This is a genomic window from Halomonas stenophila, assembly GCF_014192275.1.
Taxonomy (GTDB): domain Bacteria; phylum Pseudomonadota; class Gammaproteobacteria; order Pseudomonadales; family Halomonadaceae; genus Halomonas; species Halomonas stenophila.
In genome coordinates, this window is record NZ_JACHXR010000004.1 from 244,056 (window position 1) to 263,280 (window position 19,225).

General features: G+C 68.7%; 15 protein-coding genes. 1 reads left to right on the forward strand and 14 read right to left on the reverse strand.

Annotation, left to right across the window (positions count from 1 at the left end; translation table 11 throughout):
- Positions 1-124: 124 nt before the first annotated feature.
- The 10 genes from FHR97_RS09595 to yrfG all read right to left on the reverse strand — a co-directional run bounded on the left by FHR97_RS09595 (position 125) and on the right by yrfG (position 11,387).
- On the reverse strand, positions 125-1,099 hold the full coding sequence (locus FHR97_RS09595) for a malate dehydrogenase (RefSeq protein WP_183383570.1): 975 nt from the start codon (positions 1,097-1,099) through the stop codon (positions 125-127).
- 391 nt (positions 1,100-1,490) lie between these two features.
- A complete protein-coding gene (gene rsd / locus FHR97_RS09600; protein ID WP_183383571.1) occupies positions 1,491-1,982 on the reverse strand; it encodes a sigma D regulator in 492 nt (163 codons plus the stop codon).
- 86 nt (positions 1,983-2,068) lie between these two features.
- Positions 2,069-2,620, reverse strand: a complete 552-nt coding sequence (locus tag FHR97_RS09605) for a disulfide bond formation protein B (RefSeq protein WP_183383572.1) — start codon at positions 2,618-2,620, stop codon at positions 2,069-2,071.
- Positions 2,617-4,248 carry a glutamate--cysteine ligase gene (gshA, locus tag FHR97_RS09610; RefSeq protein ID WP_183383573.1) on the reverse strand — a complete coding sequence of 544 codons (1,632 nt, stop codon included), beginning with the start codon at positions 4,246-4,248 and terminating at the stop codon, positions 2,617-2,619. The genes FHR97_RS09605 and gshA overlap by 4 nt, the downstream gene beginning before the upstream one ends.
- A 193-nt stretch (positions 4,249-4,441) precedes the next feature.
- Positions 4,442-6,802 (reverse strand): Tex family protein, encoded by a 2,361-nt coding sequence (locus tag FHR97_RS09615; RefSeq protein WP_183383574.1) that lies wholly within the window; start codon positions 6,800-6,802, stop codon positions 4,442-4,444.
- A gap of 89 nt (positions 6,803-6,891) precedes the next feature.
- A complete protein-coding gene (gene msrB, locus FHR97_RS09620; RefSeq protein WP_183383575.1) occupies positions 6,892-7,389 on the reverse strand; it encodes a peptide-methionine (R)-S-oxide reductase MsrB in 498 nt (165 codons plus the stop codon).
- 140 nt (positions 7,390-7,529) lie between these two features.
- Positions 7,530-9,110: a phosphoenolpyruvate carboxykinase gene (locus tag FHR97_RS09625; protein ID WP_183383576.1), complete on the reverse strand. Its 1,581-nt coding sequence runs from the start codon at positions 9,108-9,110 to the stop codon at positions 7,530-7,532.
- Between the two features lie 253 nt (positions 9,111-9,363).
- Positions 9,364-10,239 carry an Hsp33 family molecular chaperone HslO gene (gene hslO, locus FHR97_RS09630; RefSeq protein ID WP_183383577.1) on the reverse strand — a complete coding sequence of 292 codons (876 nt, stop codon included), beginning with the start codon at positions 10,237-10,239 and terminating at the stop codon, positions 9,364-9,366.
- A gap of 88 nt (positions 10,240-10,327) precedes the next feature.
- Positions 10,328-10,714: an RNA-binding S4 domain-containing protein gene (locus FHR97_RS09635; RefSeq protein WP_183383578.1), complete on the reverse strand. Its 387-nt coding sequence runs from the start codon at positions 10,712-10,714 to the stop codon at positions 10,328-10,330.
- Entirely contained in the window at positions 10,707-11,387 is a 681-nt protein-coding gene (gene yrfG / locus FHR97_RS09640) for a GMP/IMP nucleotidase (RefSeq protein ID WP_183383579.1), read from the reverse strand. Before yrfG ends, FHR97_RS09635 begins: the two co-directional genes overlap by 8 nt.
- Positions 11,388-11,493: 106 nt before the next feature.
- Here yrfG and nudE point away from each other — a divergent pair, with 106 nt between their 5' ends.
- The gene (nudE, locus tag FHR97_RS09645; protein WP_183383580.1) at positions 11,494-12,078 is read left to right on the forward strand and encodes an ADP compounds hydrolase NudE; all 585 of its coding nucleotides are present in this window, start codon (positions 11,494-11,496) and stop codon (positions 12,076-12,078) included.
- Positions 12,079-12,125: 47 nt separating this feature from the next.
- Here nudE and FHR97_RS09650 read toward each other — a convergent pair whose 3' ends face one another.
- From FHR97_RS09650 to FHR97_RS09665, 4 genes are all read right to left on the reverse strand, one after another.
- Positions 12,126-13,217, reverse strand: coding sequence for an oxidoreductase (locus tag FHR97_RS09650; protein WP_183383581.1), 1,092 nt, complete (start codon positions 13,215-13,217; stop codon positions 12,126-12,128).
- Positions 13,218-13,283: 66 nt separating this feature from the next.
- Complete coding sequence (gene ilvD, locus FHR97_RS09655) at positions 13,284-15,128, reverse strand: dihydroxy-acid dehydratase (protein WP_183383582.1); 1,845 nt, start codon at positions 15,126-15,128, stop codon at positions 13,284-13,286.
- Between the two features lie 322 nt (positions 15,129-15,450).
- Positions 15,451-17,886 (reverse strand): endopeptidase La, encoded by a 2,436-nt coding sequence (lon, locus tag FHR97_RS09660; protein WP_183383583.1) that lies wholly within the window; start codon positions 17,884-17,886, stop codon positions 15,451-15,453.
- Positions 17,887-17,965: 79 nt separating this feature from the next.
- Complete coding sequence (locus FHR97_RS09665) at positions 17,966-19,210, reverse strand: DUF945 family protein (RefSeq protein WP_183383584.1); 1,245 nt, start codon at positions 19,208-19,210, stop codon at positions 17,966-17,968.
- Positions 19,211-19,225: the final 15 nt, after the last annotated feature.

Sequence of the window (19,225 nt, forward strand, 5' to 3'; positions counted from 1 at the left end):
CGCTCGCAGGCTCGCTTATCCGACCTACGGGCTGGAAGCCATAAGAAAACCCCGCCAGGCGTCACCTGAGCGGGGTTTCCGTTTTTTCTTCCAGGCGCATAGCGCCGTTCTTCAAGCTTCAAGCTTACCCAAGCAGGTGCTCCACGGCGGCCCGCTCCTCGCGCAGCTCCGTCTCGGTGGCATTCATCCGCTCGCGGCTGAAGTCGTCGACCTCCAGGCCCTGGACGATCTCGTACTTGCCGTTCTGGCAGACCACCGGATAGGAATACATGATGCCCGGCTCGACGCCGTAGCTGCCATCGGCGGGAATCCCCATGCTCACCACCTCATCGGTGCCCAGCGCCCAGTCGCGCATATGGTCGATGGCGGCGGAGGCCGCGGAGGCCGCGGAGGAGGCACCGCGCGCCTTGATGATGGCGGCGCCGCGCTGCTGCACGGTGGGAATGAAATCGTTCTCGTACCAGTCGCGCTCGACCAGCTCCAGGGCCGGCTGGCCGGCCACCTTGCAGTGGGCCAGGTCCGGGTACTGGGTCGCGCTGTGGTTGCCCCAGACGATCATGGACGCCACGTCGGTGACATGCTTGCCGGTCTTCTGGGCCAGCTGGGTCTTGGCGCGGTTGTGGTCCAGGCGCATCATCGCAGTGAACTGGCCCGGATCCAGGTCCGGTGCGTTGCAGGAAGCGATCAGGGCGTTGGTGTTGGCCGGGTTACCGACCACCAGCACGCGCACGTCGCGGCTGGCGTTGTCGTTCAGCGCCTTGCCCTGCACGGAGAAGATCGCGGCATTGGCCTCGAGCAGGTCCTTGCGCTCCATGCCCGGACCGCGCGGACGGGCACCGACCAGCAGGGCGAAGTCGGCGTCCTTGAAGGCGACGTTGGGATCGTCGGAGGCGACGATGTCCTGCACCAGCGGGAAGGCACAATCGTTGAGCTCCATGACCACGCCGTTGAGGGCGTCCATGGCCGGCGGAATCTCGAGCAGCTGCAGGATGACCGGCTGGTCCTTGCCCAGCATGTCGCCGGAGGCGATGCGGAAGGCCAGAGAGTAGCTGATCTGGCCGGCGGCGCCGGTAATGGCAATACGGACGGGGTCTTTCATCGTGGCTCCTTGGGTTTTCAACGCGCGGGTTGTCGCCGTGAGGATGGGCCTGGCGGACGGCATGCCCGCCGCGGCCGGGAGTCGAACCGACGAAATGGTATGCCTGCAGTGCACAAAACTCAATTCGACCTGCGACTAGCCCAGGGCTATCGCAGTTGGGTCTGACGAGGGGCGCCGGGGACAAGCCGAAGAGGAGGTCCTGCGCCAGGGGTGAGGAGCACTGCTCCGAACGGGCTGGCCAGGGATGGCCAGCACCGGCCCTGCAAGCGGAGCAGGACGCGAGAGCGCCGCAGGGCGTCGGTACAGGGAGGTATTCATAGCGCCTCCTCGCAGGCTTGTCGACGGATCAGCCCCGAGCAATACCGCTTTTTGCAATAGCCCCGACGGCGGCTCAGGCCTCGCTGGGCGCCCGATGCTGGGGCGCATGGGCGGCATGCAGCCGGGCGATCAGCTGGTCCTCCAGGGCGAAGCGCTCGGTCAGCCCCTTGGCCAGGCGGTCGAGCCAGGCCGGCAGCCGCTTGAGATAGTGCTGGCAGCGGACCGGGCTCGCATAGTCCTCGTCGAAGGCCAGCACCAGCTCGGTGGACATGCCGAGGCGTTCCAGCAGACGCTCGGCGAGGGTCAGGGCATCGTCGTCCTCGAAGGCCTCGGCCTCGGCCTTGAGCTGCGGGTAGACCTCGAAGTGCCCGGCGCTGATGTAGTCCATCAGCAGTTCGCTGAAGCCATCGATGCGGGCCTTGGTCACCGCCTCCAGGTCGGCGTCGCAGGCCTCCTTGAGCTCGATGAACCGGACCAGCAGCTCGCGGCGCTCGTCGAGCCAGCGGTCGATCAGCTGATGCACGCCACCCCAGCGTTCCTGTGCGCTCTTGCAGTCTTCCAGCATGATGCCTCCCTCGCTCGTTGAACCCCGCCTCGGGCATCCCGACGCCCCGGCCAGGAGCCTCAGCGTCCTCCCTGGCGGGGTCGCTGTCAATCCCGCTCCGTCAGCCCCGGCCAACGATAGCCCCGACGCCGCCGCAGGGCGCGGGCCAGCAGGCCCAGCGGCACCAGGCCGAGCACCAGGAAGCCGATCAGGGTCCAGCCCGGCAGGGACAGGCCCAGGAGGGTCGCGCCGACCTCGGCACACTCGCCGGAGCCGGTCAGGACCGTGGCGACCACCTGTTGCAGGGGCAGGATCTCCATCATGTAGTCGAGCCCGGGCCCGCAGGACGGCACCTGATCCGCCGGCAGCGACTGCAGCCACAGGTGGCGCCCTGCCAGGCCGATGCCGGTGCCCACCGCGAGCAGCGAGACCAGCCCGTAGAGCGCCGCGCCGACACGGCCGCCGGGGTCGTGCAGGACCGCCACGGCGAAGACCAGGCCGGCGGCGATCACCGCCATGCGCTGGAAGATGCACAACGGACAGGGCTCGAGGCCCGCCAGGTGCTCGAGGCCCAGGGCCACGGCCATCATCAGCACGCCGAAGCCCAGGCCCAGCAGGCCCCAGCGCCGGACGCTCCAGTCACGCACCTCCTCGATCATGGCTGTCCCCCCACACGCAGCGGCGACAGGGCCCGGGATTCCCGGGCCTGCTCGAAGTAATGGGCCAGGAAGTCACCGAAGCCGTCGATGTCGGCGTCCTCCATGTCGCCCTGCTGCTGGTGGGAGGTCTCCACCAGCTGGTCGAACAGGGCCTCCCGGGCCCGGTCGATGGGCTCCTCGCGAAGCCGGGCGGCCTGGGTCCGGGCCAGGTCCAGCACCACCTCGACGAACTCCTCGCCGCTCGCCTCCAGCCGGGCCAGCAGGCGGCCGGAGGGCGTCAGCGCGGGATCCTCGAGGCGTGGCGCCAGCGCGGCGATGGCCTCGGCGTGGGGCGCGCCCTGCTCCTGGCGGTCGAGCAGCCCGGCGACGCCCTCGAGCTCGGCGAAGATCTCGCCGCCCCAGTCGGCGATGCCCCGCTTGCGGCCGTGATGGTCCAGGCGCAGCTCGGGGTCGCGGCCCCGGGACACCACCAGGCGCCGGTTGTCGTCCAGGTGCTCGCACTCCTCGTCGGAGATCCAGGGGCTCTCCGCCAGCAGGCACCACATCAGGAAGGTATCGAGGAAACGGCTCTGGGTGGCGTCGATGCCCAGGGCATCGAAGGGGTCGAGGTCGAGGCAGCGCACCTCGATGTACTCCACGCCCCGCGCCTCCAGGGCCTGGCTCGGCGTCTCGTCGTGACGCGCCACCCGCTTGGGTCGGATATCGCTGTAGTACTCGTTCTCGATCTGCAGGATATTGGCGTTGAGCTGGTGCCAGGTGTCGCCGTCCCGCACGCCCCTGGCCTGGTAGTCGGGCCAGGGGGTCGAGATGGCATGCCGCAGGGTATTGACGTAGTTCGACAGCGAATTGAAGCAGATCTTGAGCTGCGACTGCACCTTGTTCTGGTAGCCCAGGTCGGACATCCGCAGGCTGGTGGCATGGGGCGCCACCAGGGTGTCCCGGCCATGGGGGCGCAGCCCTTCCGGCTCCCGACCATCGGGCAGGAAGCTGCGATCCACCGCCGGCGAGGCGCCGAACAGGTAGAGCAGCAGCCAGCTGTGACGGCGGAAGTTGCGGATCAACCCGAAGTAGCGCGAGGAGCGATAGTCCTGCATGGCGGTCTCGCCCTCGCCGTCGAGCTCGCGCAACCGGGCGAAGAAGTCGTCGGGCAGCGAGACGTTGTAGTGCACCCCGGCGATGGACTGCATGATGCGACCATAGCGCACGTCCAGGCCCCGCCGGTAGACGTGCTTCATCCGCCCCACGTTGGAGCCCCCGTAGTCGGCGATCGGCACGCTGTCGTTGCCGTCGAGCCGGGCGGGCATGCTGGCCGGCCAGATCAGCTCCTCGCCCAGGTGGCGATAGCTGAAGCGGTGCAGGTCGGCGAGGAAGTCCAGGGCATCCTCCGGGCGGCAGTAGACCGGCGTGATGTACTCGAGCAGCGCTTCGGAATAATCCGTGGTGATGTGCGGATGCGTCAGCTTGGAGCCCAGCTCGGCGGGATGCGGGGTCTGGGCGATACGCCCCGCGGCATCGACGCGCAGCCCTTCCTTCTCGATGCCGCGGCGCAGGCGGCCGAGGCGTCCCTGACCGGCCAGGCGGCCGAGTCGTGCGATGAGGGGGAAAAGCGTTTCGGACAAGGTGAACACCCCATGTCGTGGAAGCCGGCCGGAAGAGGGACCGGCTTCCCGGTTGGCGGTCCGGGCGCCACGGCACCCGCAAGACCTCAGATTATGGTGCCCGAAGCCGGCGATTCAAGGTACGCCAGTTTCGAGGTGCGAGCTCGAGGCTTGAGGTTCGGGCCTCGAGCCCGCAGCCCGCAGCCCGCAGCCCTGCTGACGCTCATCGATCCTTCCTGGCCTTGAGCAGGGCCGCCCCGAGGGCGCCGAGCTGGCCGTCGCCCTGGCCACCCTGCCCTTTCGAGCCTCCGGCGCCCTTGCGCGTCGGCTTGCCCTGGCGCCCCCGGGACTCGCCGCCGCCCCGGCGCGGCCGGTCGCCGTCCTGCTCGCCCGGCTGGTCGTGGAGACACATGGACAGGCCGATGCGCGCCCGCTCGAGATCGACGCTCATCACCTTGACCTTGACGATATCGCCGGCCTTGACCACCGAGCGCGGGTCCTCGACGAAGGTGTCGGACAGCGCCGAGATATGCACCAGGCCGTCCTGGTGCACGCCGATGTCGACGAAGGCGCCGAAGTGGGTGACGTTGGTCACGCTGCCCTCGAGCACCATGCCCGGCTCCAGGTCCTTGAGCGTCTCGACGCCCTCGCGGAACTCGGCGGCGCGGAACTCGGGACGCGGGTCCCGGCCGGGCTTGTCGAGCTCCTTGAGGATATCGCTGACGGTGGGCACGCCGAAGCGCTCGTCGGCGAACTCCGCCGGCTTGAGCGCCTTGAGGGTGGCGCTGTCGCCGATCAGGCCGGCCAGCGGACGACCGCTGCGTTCGGCGATGCGCTCCACCAGCGGGTAGGCCTCGGGGTGCACGGCGCTGGCATCCAGCGGGTTGTCGCCGCCCATGATGCGCAGGAAGCCGGCGCACTGCTCGTAGGTCTTGGGCCCGAGGCGGCTGACGTCGAGCAGTTGGCGGCGACTGACGAAGGCGCCCTCGGCGTCGCGGCGAGCGACGATGTTCTCGGCGAGCCCGGCGTTGAGGCCGGCCACCCGGGACAGCAGCGCCGAGGAGGCGGTGTTGAGGTCCACCCCTACCGCATTGACGCAGTCCTCGATCACCGCCTCCAGGCTGCGCGACAGCTGCACCTGGGAGACGTCGTGCTGGTACTGGCCGACGCCGATGGACTTGGGCTCGATCTTGACCAGCTCGGCCAGCGGGTCCTGCAGACGCCGCGCGATGGACACCGCCCCACGAATGGTCACGTCCAGCTCCGGCAGCTCCCGGGCGGCGTATTCCGAGGCCGAGTAGACCGAGGCGCCGGCCTCGCTGACCATCACCTTGGACAGCCGTCGGCTGTCGGCCATGGCCTTGACCAGCTCGCCGGCCAGCTTGTCGGTCTCGCGGCTGGCGGTGCCGTTGCCGACGGCGATCAGCGTCACCGCATGCTTGTCCACCAGGCGGGCGAGTTCGGCCAGCGATTCCCGCCACTGGTTGCGGGGCGCATGGGGATAGATGGTGGACTGGGCCAGGAACTGGCCGGTGGCATCCACCACCGCCACCTTGCAGCCGGTGCGCAGGCCCGGGTCGATGGCCAGGGTGGCCTGGGGGCCCGCCGGCGCGGCCAGCAGCAGGTCCTGGAGGTTGGCGGCGAAGACCTCGATGGCCGCGAGCTCGGCGCGCTCGCGCAGCCGGCCCATCAGCTCGGTCTCGAGATGGGTGTAGAGCTTGACCCGCCAGGTCCAGCGCACCACCTCGGCCAGCCACCTGTCGGCGGGCCGGCCACGGTCCTCGATGGCGAAGTACCTGGCGATCGCCACCTGGGCCGGATGCACCTTGACCTCGTCCTCGCCGGGCAGGCGGATGGTCAGCGCCAGCACGCCCTCGTTGCGGCCGCGGAACATGGCCAGCGCGCGGTGGGAGGGGGTCCTGGCGAGCTTCTCGTCGTGCTCGAAGTAGTCGGCGAACTTGGCCCCCTCCTGCTCCTTGCCGCCGATCACCCGGGCGCTGAGTTCGCCCTCGCTCCACAGCCGCTCGCGCAGCCGGCCGACCAGCTCGGCCTCCTCGGCGAAGCGCTCCATGAGGATCTGCTTGGCGCCGTCCAGGGCCGCCTTGGCGTCCTCGATGGCCGGGATGTCGTCCTCCGCGGCACGGAGATAGCCGGCCGCCTCGGTCTCGGGGTCCAGGGACGGGTCGGCGAGCAGCGCCTCGGCCAGCGGCTCGAGGCCGGCCTCGCGGGCGATCTGCGCCTTGGTGCGGCGCTTCTTCTTGAAGGGCAGGTAGAGGTCTTCCAGGCGCTGCTTGGTCTCGGCGGCCCGGATGCTCCTGGCCAGCTCGGGCGTCAGCTTGCCCTGCTCGTCGATGCTGGCCAGCACCGACTCGCGGCGCTCCTCCAGCTCACGGAGGTAGCCCAGGCGCTCGTGGAGGGTACGCAACTGGGTGTCGTCCAGCCCGCCGGTGACTTCCTTGCGGTAGCGGGCGATGAAGGGAACGGTGGCGCCGCCGTCGAGCAGCTCCACGGTGGCCGCCACCTGGGGGGCGCGAACGCCGAGTTCCTCGGCGAGGCGATCGATGATCTTGGCTTGTGCGTCCATGAAATCCTTGACGTTCAGGGGGCAGAAGTCGCGACAAGGTATCACAAACGCGCCCCCGGCGGGCACAAAGCTGCGCCGCCCCAGCGGCCTCAGGCGGGGACGAAGGTGAGCGCCAGGCCGTTGTTGCACCAGCGCAGGCCGGTGGGTGGCGGCCCGTCCTCGAACACATGCCCCTGGTGGCCGCCGCAGCGGGCGCAGTGATACTCGGTGCGCGGGATCAGCATGACCAGATCCAGCTCGGTGAGCAGGTGTCCCTCGATGTGCTCGAAGAAGCTCGGCCAGCCGGTGCCGGAGTCGTACTTCATGGCGCTGGTGAACAGCAGGAGGTCGCAACCGGCGCAGCGGTACTCCCCGTCCCGAGTCTCCTTGTCCAGGGGACTGGAGAACGCCGGCTCGGTGCCATCCTCGCGCAGGATCTCGAAACGTGCCTCGCCGAGACGCTCGCGCCATTCGGCCTCGCTCAGCTCGAGGGGCTCGAGCCCCGGGGCCGGGGCCAGGTCCAGCTTGGGGCGGGCGCCGGCCAGGCCGGGCACCAGGCCGGCCAACCCCCCGACCCCCAGCAGTCCCAGGAAATTGCGTCGCTTCATGGTCGCTCTCCCGTCGACGGGGTGCCCCCTGTGTCGTGTTCACCCCGCTATCCTTACACCGGAGACACCGAAAAGAGGGGAAAGCCTCGGCTTTCCCCTCTCGGACAGGTCTCGGGCCTCGGGGTTCTCCCCGACGCGTCTCAGTTCGGGCGGGGCCCGGCCTTGACGATGGCCTCGCTGACGCCGTCGAACTTCTTGAAGTTGTCGACGAACTTGCCGGCCAGCTCACGCAGGTGGCGGTCGTAGGCGTCCTTGTCTGCCCAGGTCTCGCGGGGGTCGAGCAGGCGCGAGTCGACGCCCGGCACGGCGGTCGGCACGTCCAGGTTGAGGCCCTCGACATGGCGGGTCTCGATGTCACGCAACACGCCGGTCTGGATGGCGCTGATGATGGCGCGGGTGGTGGGGATGGAGAAACGCGCCCCGCCCTCGCCATAGGCGCCACCGGTCCAGCCGGTATTGACCAGGTAGACCTGGGCGTCCTGCGCGGCCACGCGCTTGATCAGCAGGTCGGCATACTCGCGGGCCGGGCGCGGGAAGAAGGGCGCACCGAAGCAGGTGGAGAAGGTCGCCTCCAGGCCGCTGGAGGAACCCATCTCGGTGGAGCCCACCTTGGCGGTGTAGCCCGACAGGAAGTGGTAGGCCGCGGCCTCCTTGGAGAGCACCGACACCGGCGGCAGCACGCCGCTCATGTCGCAGGTCAGGAAGACGATGGCGTTGGGCTCGCCGGCACGGTTCTCGGGGACGCGCTTGTCGACGTGCTCCAGCGGGTAGGCCGCCCGGGAGTTCTGGGTCAGGCTGTCGTCGGCGTAGTCGGGCACGCGACGCTCGTCGAGGACCACGTTCTCCAGCACGGTGCCGAACCTGATGGCGTTCCAGATCACCGGCTCGTTCTTCTCGGAGAGGTCGATGCACTTGGCGTAGCAGCCGCCCTCGATGTTGAAGACGGTGCCCGGGCCCCAGCCATGCTCGTCGTCGCCGATCAGGAAGCGTGACGGGTCGGCGGACAGGGTGGTCTTGCCGGTGCCGGACAGGCCGAAGAACAGGGTGGTCTCGCCATCCTCGCCGACGTTGGCGCTGCAGTGCATGGGCAGCACGTCGGCGGCAGGCAGCAGGAAGTTCTGTACCGAGAACATGGCCTTCTTCATCTCGCCGGCGTAGCGCATGCCGGCGATCAGCACCCGACGCTGGGCGAAGTCGAGGATCACGCAGCCGTCGGAGTGGGTGCCGTCCCGGGCCGGGTCACAGACGAAATGGGGAGCGTTGAGGATGGTCCACTCGTCCTTGGCCGAGGGATTGTAGACCTCGGGACGCACGAACAGGGTTCGACCGAAGAGGTTGTGCCAGGCCGTCTCGGTGTTGACACGCACCGGCTGGTAGTGGGTCGGGTCGCTGCCCACGTGCAGCTCGGAGACGTAGTGCTCGCTGCTGGTCAGGTAGGCCTCGACGCGGGTCCAGAGGGCATCGAACCGGGCGGCATCGAACGGCTGGTTGACGCTGCCCCAGTCGATGGCGTCGCGGGTGGACGGCTCGTCGACGATGAAGCGGTCCTTGGGGGAGCGACCGGTGCGCTGGCCGGTGTTCACCACCAGGGCGCCCTGGGCCGCCAGGCGACCCTCGCCATTGGCCACGGCACGCTCGATCAGCTCGGCGCTACAGAGGTTGACGTGGGCGGTGGCGGACTGCGGGCTGGCCGCCTGGGAAGCAGCTTGAGTCGTGGTCATGTCGATTCCTGGGCCTCGGGGGCCGATTCTCTCTCGTTTGCCGGGCGTCCTTGACGCAGAGGTCGTTCATCCCCGGCACGCCGCATGCGGTTACCCGTCTCGTCGGCGGCGACCGGTCATGGATGAGACGCGCGCATTATGACAAAAACCCGTGCGCCGGGAAACGATGACGTTGCCAGACGTTCTTGTAATTTTACTACCACATCAGCGCCATTGACTCCAAGAATGGTCCTCTTCGCCGCTACCGCCAGGCTCAGTGCAGGGTCGGCGGCGGCCCCTCGGGATCGTCGAGCATGGCCTCCACCTCGGCAACGGTGAACTCGTAGCGGGTATGGCAGAAATGGCACTGGGTCGCGATACCGCCCTGCTCGGCCAGGATATCGCGCAGCTCCTCGTCGCCCAGGGTCAGCAGCGCGCCGGCGATCCGCTCCCGGGAGCAGCTGCAGGCGAAGCGCAGGGCCTTGGGCGCGAAGACGCGCACCGTCTCCTCGTGGTAGAGGCGATGCAGCAGCTCACGCTGATCGACCTCGAGCAACTCCGCGGGCGTGAGGGTGGCGGCCAGCTGGACCGTGCGATCCCAGGCATCGTCGTCCTGGTTCAGCGACTCGTCGGGCAGGCGCTGCAGCAGCAGGCCGCCGGCGTGCCGGCCGTCGTCGGCCAGCCACAGCCGGGTCGGCAGCTGTTCCGACTGGCTGAAGTAGTCCTCGAGGCAGCCCGCCAGGCTGTCCCGATGCAGGGCGACGACTCCCTGGTAGCGTCGCCCTTCCCGGGGGTCCAGGGTGATGGTGATCCGTCCCTCGCCGAGCAGTTCGGCGAAACCGGCGTCCTCGGCGGGCAGCGACGCCTCCTCGTCGAGCCGGGCGATGGCGCGCAGCTCGCCGCCCGGATTGGACTCGGCCATCAGCATCGTCAGCGGCCCCTCGCCGCGCACCTCGATGCTCAGGGTGCCGTCGAGCTTGACGGTCTCGGTCAGCAGGGCCACGGCGGCCAGCAGCTCGCCCAGCTGGCGGGTCACCGCCGGCGGGTAGTCATGGCGCTCCATCACCTCGGCATGGGCCTGCTCGAGGGTGACGATCTCGCCACGGACGTTGGTGCGTTCGAAGAGAAAACGCTGGATCTGGTCACTCATGATACTTGCCTGATATTGGGTAAGGAGTGAGGGGCAAAGGGTTAGGAGTGAAGGGAGAAGTGCGAGGAGTCAAGAGTGGGGAATCCCCTCAGGCGTCATCTCCCCGCATGAAGCGCTTGATCTCGCGACGCTGCTTCTTGTCCGGGCGCTTCAGGGGGTGTTGCATGGCCTGGTTGGCCTGGCGGCGATTCTCGGCTTCTCGGGTCCGGCGGGCCTCGCTCTCCGGCGTCTCGCGATACAGCTCGCGGGCCTCGGGGGCCCCCCGGCGCTGCTCGGAGAGGGCCAGCACCTCGACTTCCCAGACATCCCAGCCCTGGGGAAGGCGAATCAGCGCGCCGACCTCGACGGCCTTGCTGGTCTTGGCGCGGGCGCCGTTGTAGTGGACCTTGCCCCCCTCGATGGCCTTCTTGGCCAGTTGACGGGTCTTGAAGAAGCGTGCCGCCCACAGCCACTTGTCGAGCCTGACGCTAGACATCCTCGCCTCCGACCGGGGGCCGGTTGTCGGGCAGGATGGCGGCGAAACGCTCGAGGGCGATGAACTCCTCGAGTTCCTTCTCGGGGCGCCGGCTGTCGGGCTGCTTGATGCCCAGCAGATGACGGATACCGAACTCCCGGGCGCTCTCCAGCACCGCCGGATTGTCGTCGATGAACAGTGTGCGGATCGGATCGAAGGGCTCCACCTCCTGGAGGGCGAACCAGAACTCCTGGGCCTCCTTGGGCACGCCCAGGTCGGCCGAGGAGACGATGGCATCGACGAAGTCCTCGAGGCCGGTCAGCGGCAGCTTCAGGGCCAGGCTCTCGCGGTCGGCATTGGTCGCCAGCACCACCCGCGGGTGAGCCCGCTTGAGCCAGCGCAGGAAGTCCAGGGCGTCGCTGCGCAGGCCGATCAGGTGCTGCACCTCTCGCTTGAGCGCCAGGATATCGACGCCCAGTTCACGGCTCCAGTAGGCCAGGCTGTACCAGTTGAGGGTGCCCTGCTCGCGAAGGATCCGCGCGCGGAGCTCCTCCTGGGTGGCCTCGTCGAGGCGGTGCAGTTCCACATAGCGACGCGGCAGGTGCTCCAGCCAGAAGTGGCTGTCGAAATGCAGGTCCAGCAGGGTGCCGTCCATGTCCAGCAGGACGGTGTCGATGGCGCGCCAATCGATCATCTTGGCTCCTCGTCAGGGCAGGCCAGTGACGTCTACGAAGGGGGAAGACGTGATAGTGTAACCAATCGACGCCATGCTCGCATTCCGCTGCCCGACCGGAGACGCCATGTCCGACCACCATCCCTCCAAGCCCCACGTCCTGGCCCGGCGCAGCGTCGCCCGCAGCCGGCTGTTCCATGTCGAGGAGATGGAGCTGCGATTCTCGAACGGCGCCGAGCGCACCTTCGAGCGACTGGGCGGCACCGGCCGGGGCCTCGGGGCGGTGATGATCGTGGCCATGCCCGACCCGGAGCACGTGCTGCTGATCCGCGAGTATGCCGCGGGGGTCGAGGACTATGCCCTGACGCTGCCCAAGGGGCTGGTGGACCCGGGGGAGGACCTCGTCACCGCGGCCAACCGCGAGCTGATGGAGGAATGCGGCTTCGGGGCCCATCGCATCGAGCCGCTGGTGGAGCTGACCCTGGCGCCCAACTACATGCGCCATCGCATGCAGGTGATGCTGGCTAGCGACCTCTACCCCAAGCGGCTGCCGGGGGACGAGCCCGAACCGCTGATCGTCGAGACCCATGCCCTGGACGAGATATCCGCCCTGCTGGCCCGGGAGGACTTCCACGAGGCCCGGGCCATCGCGGCGCTGTTCATCGCCCGCGACAAGCTGCGCAGCGAGGCCAGCGAACCCACACTCTGGTAAGGAACCGCCCGCCCCCGGATCGGCAGGGGCCGGGCGACATGCCACCGCTACCCCTTGGCGTGGAGCCGGCGCGGCAGGCTGCCCCCCTCCTTGAGCTTGACCCAACGCCCCTGACGGTAGCTGTCCAGGCCGGCCTCGAGCAGGGTCATCACCTCCAGCGCCTCCTCGGCGGTGACCGGCGGCGGCGTGCCCCGCAGCAGGGTCCGGGCAATGCCGTCATAGTAGGCCCGGTAGTCGCCGGGGACGCCCTCGACCTCGTGATGGACGAGCACCACCTCGTCGCCCTCCCCCTCGTTCACGGTCAGGCGTCCCGGGGATGGGTCGACCCCCCAGGCCGGCTGGGGGCTCTCGCCCTCCTTGAGCCAGGCCTCCTGGGGATCGAGGCCGTACTTGACGAAGCTTCCCCGGGTGCCATTCACCCGCAGACGCGGCGTGGGCTCGGCCACCAGGGCGCTGGCCCTGAGGGTCACGCGCAGTCGGTCATACTCCAGCACCGCCAGGAAGTCGTCATCGATCTCGGCGCCGTCACGCAGCGAGGCCAGCTCCAGCAGGATCGCACGGGGCATGCCGAACAGCGCCCTGGCCTGATCCAGCAGGTGCGGCCCCAGGTCGTACCAGATGCCGCTGCCGGGACGATGCTGTTCCCGCCAGCGATCGGGCACCTCGGGCCGGAAACGATCGAAACGCGACTCCACCTCGACCACCCGCCCCAGGCGCTCCTCATCGAGCAGCGCCTTCAGGGTCAGGAAGTCACTGTCCCAGCGGCGATTGTGGAAGACGCTGAGCAGCCGATCCGCATTGTCGGCCTGGGACTTGAGTTGCCGGGCCTCGGCCAGGGAGACCGCGAAGGGCTTGTCGAGCACCACGTGCTTGCCCTTGGCCAGGGCCGCCTTGGCCAGCGGGAAGTGGGTCTCGTTCGGCGTGGCGATCACCACCAGGTCGATGTCACGATCGGTGAACAGCGACGTCGCCTTGGCGTGGGCCGTCACCTCCGGATAGGCCGCCTGCACCCCGTCCGTGTCGCTGGAGACGATGGCGGAGAGCTCGAGCCCCGGGGCGGCCTGGATCAGGGGGGCGTGAAAGGTCCTGCCGGCCATGCCGAAGCCGATCAGGCCGACGTTGAGGGTCTGGGTCTTCATCTAGGCGACTTCCCAACTGAAGCGAAGCGAATCATCCGCCCCGGTGAACGGGGGCGGCTGTGTGTATCAATCGAGCTTGGTCAGGTCGCGCACCGCGCCCTTGTCGGCGGAAGTGGCCAGCAGCGCATAGGCCTTGAGCGCCGCCGAGACCTTGCGGTCACGCTGGATGCTCGGCTTCCAGGCCTCACGGCCGCGGGCCTCCTGGGCCTGGCGGCGCCGTTCGAGCTCCTCGTCGGAGAGCTTGACGTCGATGGCCCGGCCCGGGATGTCGATGCGAATGATGTCGCCGCTCTCCACCAGGCCGATGGCCCCGCCCGCGGCGGCCTCCGGCGAGACGTGACCGATGGACAGCCCCGAGGTACCGCCGGAGAAACGCCCGTCGGTGAGCAGCGCACAGGCCTTGCCCAGGCCCTTGGACTTCAGGTATGAGGTCGGGTACAGCATCTCCTGCATGCCCGGCCCGCCCTTGGGGCCCTCGTAGCGGATGACCACCACCTCGCCTTCCTTCACCTCGCCCTCGAGGATGTGCGCCACCGCCTGGTCCTGGGACTCCACCACGTGGGCGGGCCCCTCGAAGACCAGGATGGACTCGTCGACGCCGGCGGTCTTCACCACGCAGCCGTTCCGGGCGATGTTGCCCTGGAGCACGGCGAGGCCGCCTTCCCGGGAGAAGGCATGCTCGAGGTCGCGGATGCAGCCCGTGGCCCGGTCGCCATCGAGGCTCGGCCAACGGGCGCTCTGGGAAAACGCCACCTGGGTGGGCACGCCGCCGGGGCCGGCCCGGTAGAACTCCATCACTTCGGCGCTCGGCGAGCGCATGATGTCCCACTCCTCCAGGGCCTCGGCCAGGCTATCGCCGTAGACGGTCGGCACCCGGGTATCCAGCACCCCGGCACGATCGAGTTCGCCGAGGATCGCCATGATGCCGCCGGCCCGGTGGACGTCCTCGATATGGTACTTCTGGGTGTTGGGCGCCACCTTGCACAGCTGCGGCACCTCCCGGGACAGGCGATCGATATCGGTCATGTCGAAATCGATCTCCGCCTCCTGGGCCGCGGCCAGCAGGTGCAGGATGGTGTTGGTGGAGCCGCCCATGGCGATGTCCAGGGTCATGGCGTTCTTGAACGCCGCCTTGGCGCCGATGGCCCGCGGCAGCAGGTGGGCCTCGTCGCCCTCGTAGTAGCGCTTGGCCAGCTCGACGATGCGGTGGCCTGCGGTCTCGAACAACCGACGACGATCGGCGTGGGTGGCCACCACGGTGCCGTTGCCGGGCAACGCCAGGCCCAGGGCTTCCATCAGGCAGTTCATGGAGTTGGCGGTGAACATCCCCGAGCAGCTGCCGCAGGTCGGGCAGGCGCTGCGCTCGACCTCGTTGAGGGTCGCCTCGTCGACACTGTCATCGGCGGCCATCACCATGGCATCGACCAGGTCGAGGCCGTGGTCGAGCAGTTGGGTCTTGCCCGCCTCCATGGGACCGCCGGAGACGAAGATCACCGGGATGTTGAGGCGCATGGCGGCCATCAGCATCCCCGGGGTGATCTTGTCGCAGTTGGAGATGCACACCAGGGCGTCGGCGCAGTGGGCGTTGACCATGTACTCGACGCTGTCGGCGATGATGTCGCGGCTGGGCAGCGAGTAGAGCATGCCGTCGTGGCCCATGGCGATGCCGTCGTCCACGGCGATGGTGTTGAACTCCTTGGCCACCCCGCCGGCCTTCTCGATCTCCCTTGCCACCAGCTGGCCCATGTCCTTGAGGTGCACATGGCCCGGCACGAACTGGGTGAAGGAATTGGCCACGGCGATGATCGGCTTGTGGAAGTCGTCATCCTTCATGCCGGTGGCGCGCCACAGGGCGCGGGCACCGGCCATGTTGCGGCCGGCGGTGGTGGTGCGGGAGCGATACTCGGGCATGGTGTCCTCTTGAGATGCTGCATGCCGCCCTGGGTCGGGCCCGGGCGATCCTTGGTGTCCAGTGCGCCCGATTCTGTCATGCCCCCGGGCAGGGAGCCAGTGCCTCGACCCCACGCAACAGGGAGATCACACCTCGCCCTACCCAGCGCTACCGCAGATAGCGGGTATCGCTCGGGGCTGATCCGTCGACAAGCCTGTAGGTCGGATAAGCCGAAGGCGCATCCGGCGTGGCGGAGACGCTATCGACCTGGTCTGTCGGGTGCGCTCGCAGGCTCGCTTACCCACCCTACGGCGACTTCATCCCCTCACTCCTCACTCCTCGCTAACCGAACACCACCTTCGCCACGTCCCGATAGCGCCCGGCGAAATGCACGGTCATGCCCTCCTTGAGGTAGTCGGGCAACTCCTCGTAGTCGCGCCGGTTGGCCTCGGGCAGGATCACCTCGAAGATCTCGCTGCGCCGGGCGGCGATGACCTTCTCGCGGATGCCGCCCACCGGCAGTACCTGGCCGGTCAGGGTCAGCTCGCCGGTCATGGCCAGGGGCCGGTCGATGGCCCGGTGCTTGGCCAGCGACAGCAGCGCGGTGGTCATGGTCACCCCGGCGGAGGGGCCGTCCTTGGGCGTCGCCCCCTCCGGCACGTGCAGGTGCACGAAGACCGAGTCGAAGAAGTCCGCATCGGCGCCATACTCGCCGAGGTGTCCCTGCACGAAGCTGTAGGCGATGTTGGCCGACTCCTTCATGACCTCGCCCAGCTGGCCGGTGAGCTTGAAGCCGCGTTCCAGGGAATGGACCCTGCCGGCCTCCACCGACAGGGTCGCCCCGCCCATGGCCGTCCAGGCCAGGCCGGTGACCACGCCCTCGCCCTTCATCACCTTCTCCTTGCGGAAGGTGGGCGCGCCGAGGAAGTCCTCCAGGTTCTTCACCGAGACCTTGACCGCCTGCTGGCCGTTCTCCAGCAGCTTGACCGCGGCCTTGCGCACGATGCGGTGCAGCTGCTTCTCGAGCTGGCGCACCCCGGCCTCCCGGGCATAGCCCTCGATGACCTGGCGCAGCGCCGCCTCGGTGAGGTTGATGCGCTTCCTGGGGATGCGGTCGCGCTCGAGCAGCTTGGGCCACAGGTGGTGCTTGGCGATGGCCATCTTCTCCTCGGCGATGTAGCCGGAGAGGCGGATCTGCTCCATGCGGTCGATCAGTGCCGGGGGAATCGAGTCCAGGGTGTTGGCGGTGCACACGAAGAGCACCTTGGACAGGTCCAGCCGCACGTCCAGGTAGTGATCGAGGAAGTCGACGTTCTGCTCCGGGTCGAGCACCTCGAGCAGCGCCGAGGCCGGGTCGCCCTGGAAGGACTGGCCCATCTTGTCGATCTCGTCGAGCATGATCACCGGGTTCTCGACGTCCACCTCCTTGATGGCCTGGACCAGCTTGCCCGGCATGGCCCCGACATAGGTGCGGCGGTGGCCCTTGATCTCGGCCTCGTCGCGCATGCCGCCCACCGAGAAGCGGTAGAACTGGCGGCCCAGGGCCTCGGCGATGGAACGCCCCACCGAGGTCTTGCCGACGCCCGGCGGCCCCACCAGCAGCAGGATGGAGCCGCCGACGTCCCCCTTGAAGGTGCCTTCGGCGAGGAACTCGACGATGCGCTCCTTGACGTCCTTGAGACCGTCATGGTCGCGGTCGAGGATCTTCCGGGCATGGGCCAGGTCGAGCTGGTCGTCGCTGGTCACTCCCCAGGGCAAGGCGGTCAACCAGTCCAGGTAGTGGCGGGTGGTGCCATACTCCGGCGAGCCGGTCTCCAGCACCGAGAGCTTGTCGAGCTCGTCGTCGATGCGTTCCATGACCCGCTCCGGCACGACCTTGTCCTCGAGGCGGGCACGGAAGGTGTCGACGTCGTTCTCGCGGTCGTCCTTGGAGATGCCCAGCTCGCGCTGGATGACCTTGAGCTGCTCGCGCAGGAAGAACTCCCGCTGGCGCTCCTGCATCTGGGCATTGACCTGCTCGCTGATCTCGCTCTGCAGCTGGGCGACGTCGATCTCCTTGCGCAGCAGCGGCAGCACCTTCTGCATGCGCTCCATGACCGACAGGGTCGCCAGCACGTCCTGCAGCTCGGGGCCCTTGGCCGAGGTGATGGCCGCGGCGAAGTCGGTCAGCGGCCCCGGTTCGTGGGGGCTGAAGCGGTTGAGATAGTGCTTGAGCTCCTCGCCGTAGAGCGGGTTGATCGGCAACAGCTCCTTGATGCCGTTGATCAGCGCCATGGCGTAGGCCCGGGTCTCGTCGTCCTCGGCGTCCACCGGCTCGCGGGGATAGCTCACCTCCACCAGGTAGGGCGGCTTCCGGGAGAGCCAGCGCTGGATGCGGAAGCGCCGCATGCCCTGGGCGATGAACTGCAGCTGGGCGTCCTCGCCCTGCAGCTTGTGCACCTTGACGGCGGTGCCGACTTCCGGGAAGTCGTCATAGCCGAGTTCGTCGACCCCGGCCTCGCCGACGAAGGCCAGCCCCACCATCTGGTGCGGCGTGTTGCCGACCCGGCGGATGGTCTCCTCCCAGCGCTCGCGGTTGATCACCAGCGGCTGCACCTGGGCGGGAAAGAAGGGGCGATTGTGGATCGGCAGCAGGTAGACCCGCTCGGGCAGCGTGTCGCTGGCCGGCACCACCGCGTGACCGCCCCCCTCATCGAGCCCGGGCTCGTTGTCGTCCTCGGTCTCGGCCTGGATCCAGTCCAGGCCACCCTGTTCAAAGCGCTGATCGTCTTCGCTCATGCGTACCTCAATCCTGAAGGGACGGGACATGTCGCCCGGTGATGTCTCCGGGATGCGGGCACCGAGGCCGAACTTCAAGTCATAGCAGGCGTTCGAGAACCGGTGGCAGGGGCCGACCGTTGAGTCGCACCTCGCCGCGCACCACGTCGATCTGCAGTTCCCGGGTGTCCAGCGGCAGGCCCAGCCACAGCGCCATCACGGGCGGCACCCGGTGCCACAGGAAGTCGCCGTCGAGGCGGGTCCGCCATTCGGCCCGCTCCGCCGGTGAATCCAGTGCCAGCGGGTCCAGCGCCGCCAGGTCACGGGCATCGAAGATCAGCGTGCCCTCCCCTTCCAGGGCCAGCCCCAGCATCGGGCTGTCCAGGTCGGCCTCGAGGAGGTCGAGCCGCGGCGAGTCGGCGAGCAGGCCACGCAGCGACGGCGCGAGATCGGCCAGCACTTCCCGTCCTGTGGTATCGGCAGAGCCCCTCGCCGCCTCGCGCCGCAGCCCATCCAGCAGTTCGCGCAGGGCGTCGGCGTCGATCCGCGACAGCTCGGCGGTCACCCCGCCGGTCAGCAGCACCTGGTCGGCGGAGCGCACCTCACCGAGAGTCAGCTCGCTGCGGATCCGCAGCTCCCGCTCGTCGAGCAGGGTCTTGCTGTGCAGCCTGATCTCGTCGGCTTCGAGCACCAGGTCCGGCGAGCGCCAGCGCAGCCCCTCGACCTTGAGCAGGTCCTGCTGGGTGAAATGATAGGCGCCTTCAGTATAGGCATAGCGGCTTTCCAGGGTCACCGGTCCCGCCTGCAACTGCGCCTCGCCGTCGTCGAGGCGCAGCGAGGGCAGCCGTGCGCGCAGCCGCCAGTCGCCGAAGCCCCCCTGGAAGGCGATGCGTGTCCCCTGCAGGGACAGGGTTCGCCCCTGCTGATGAAAGACCAGCGGCGAGAGCGCCAGGGCGCCGTCGAAGGTCCCCGAGAGGACGTGGTAGCGGGCCTCCCAGCGGGGCGGCGAGGCCTCCACGGCGCCGAAGAGGGTCTCGCCCGCCGGCGCCATGTGGGGCGTGAGGGTCCCGTCCAGGCGGGTACCGAGCACGCCATGACGGGCGCGGTAGACGACATCGACGTGCCAGGCATCACCGAACAGCGGCGACAGGTGCAGCACCCCATGGGAGGCGAGCCAGCCTCGCTCGACGTCGCTGCGGCGGATCGACAGCTCTCCCCGAGCCTGCAGGTCCTCGACGGCGCGGGCCAGTTCACGCTCGAAGAGCAGGCCCGCCACGGTCTGGGCCACCGCCCAGGCCAGGGCCAGCACCGCCAGCACCGGGGCGATCAGGCGCTCCTTGCGCATCGTTCACTCCTTGTC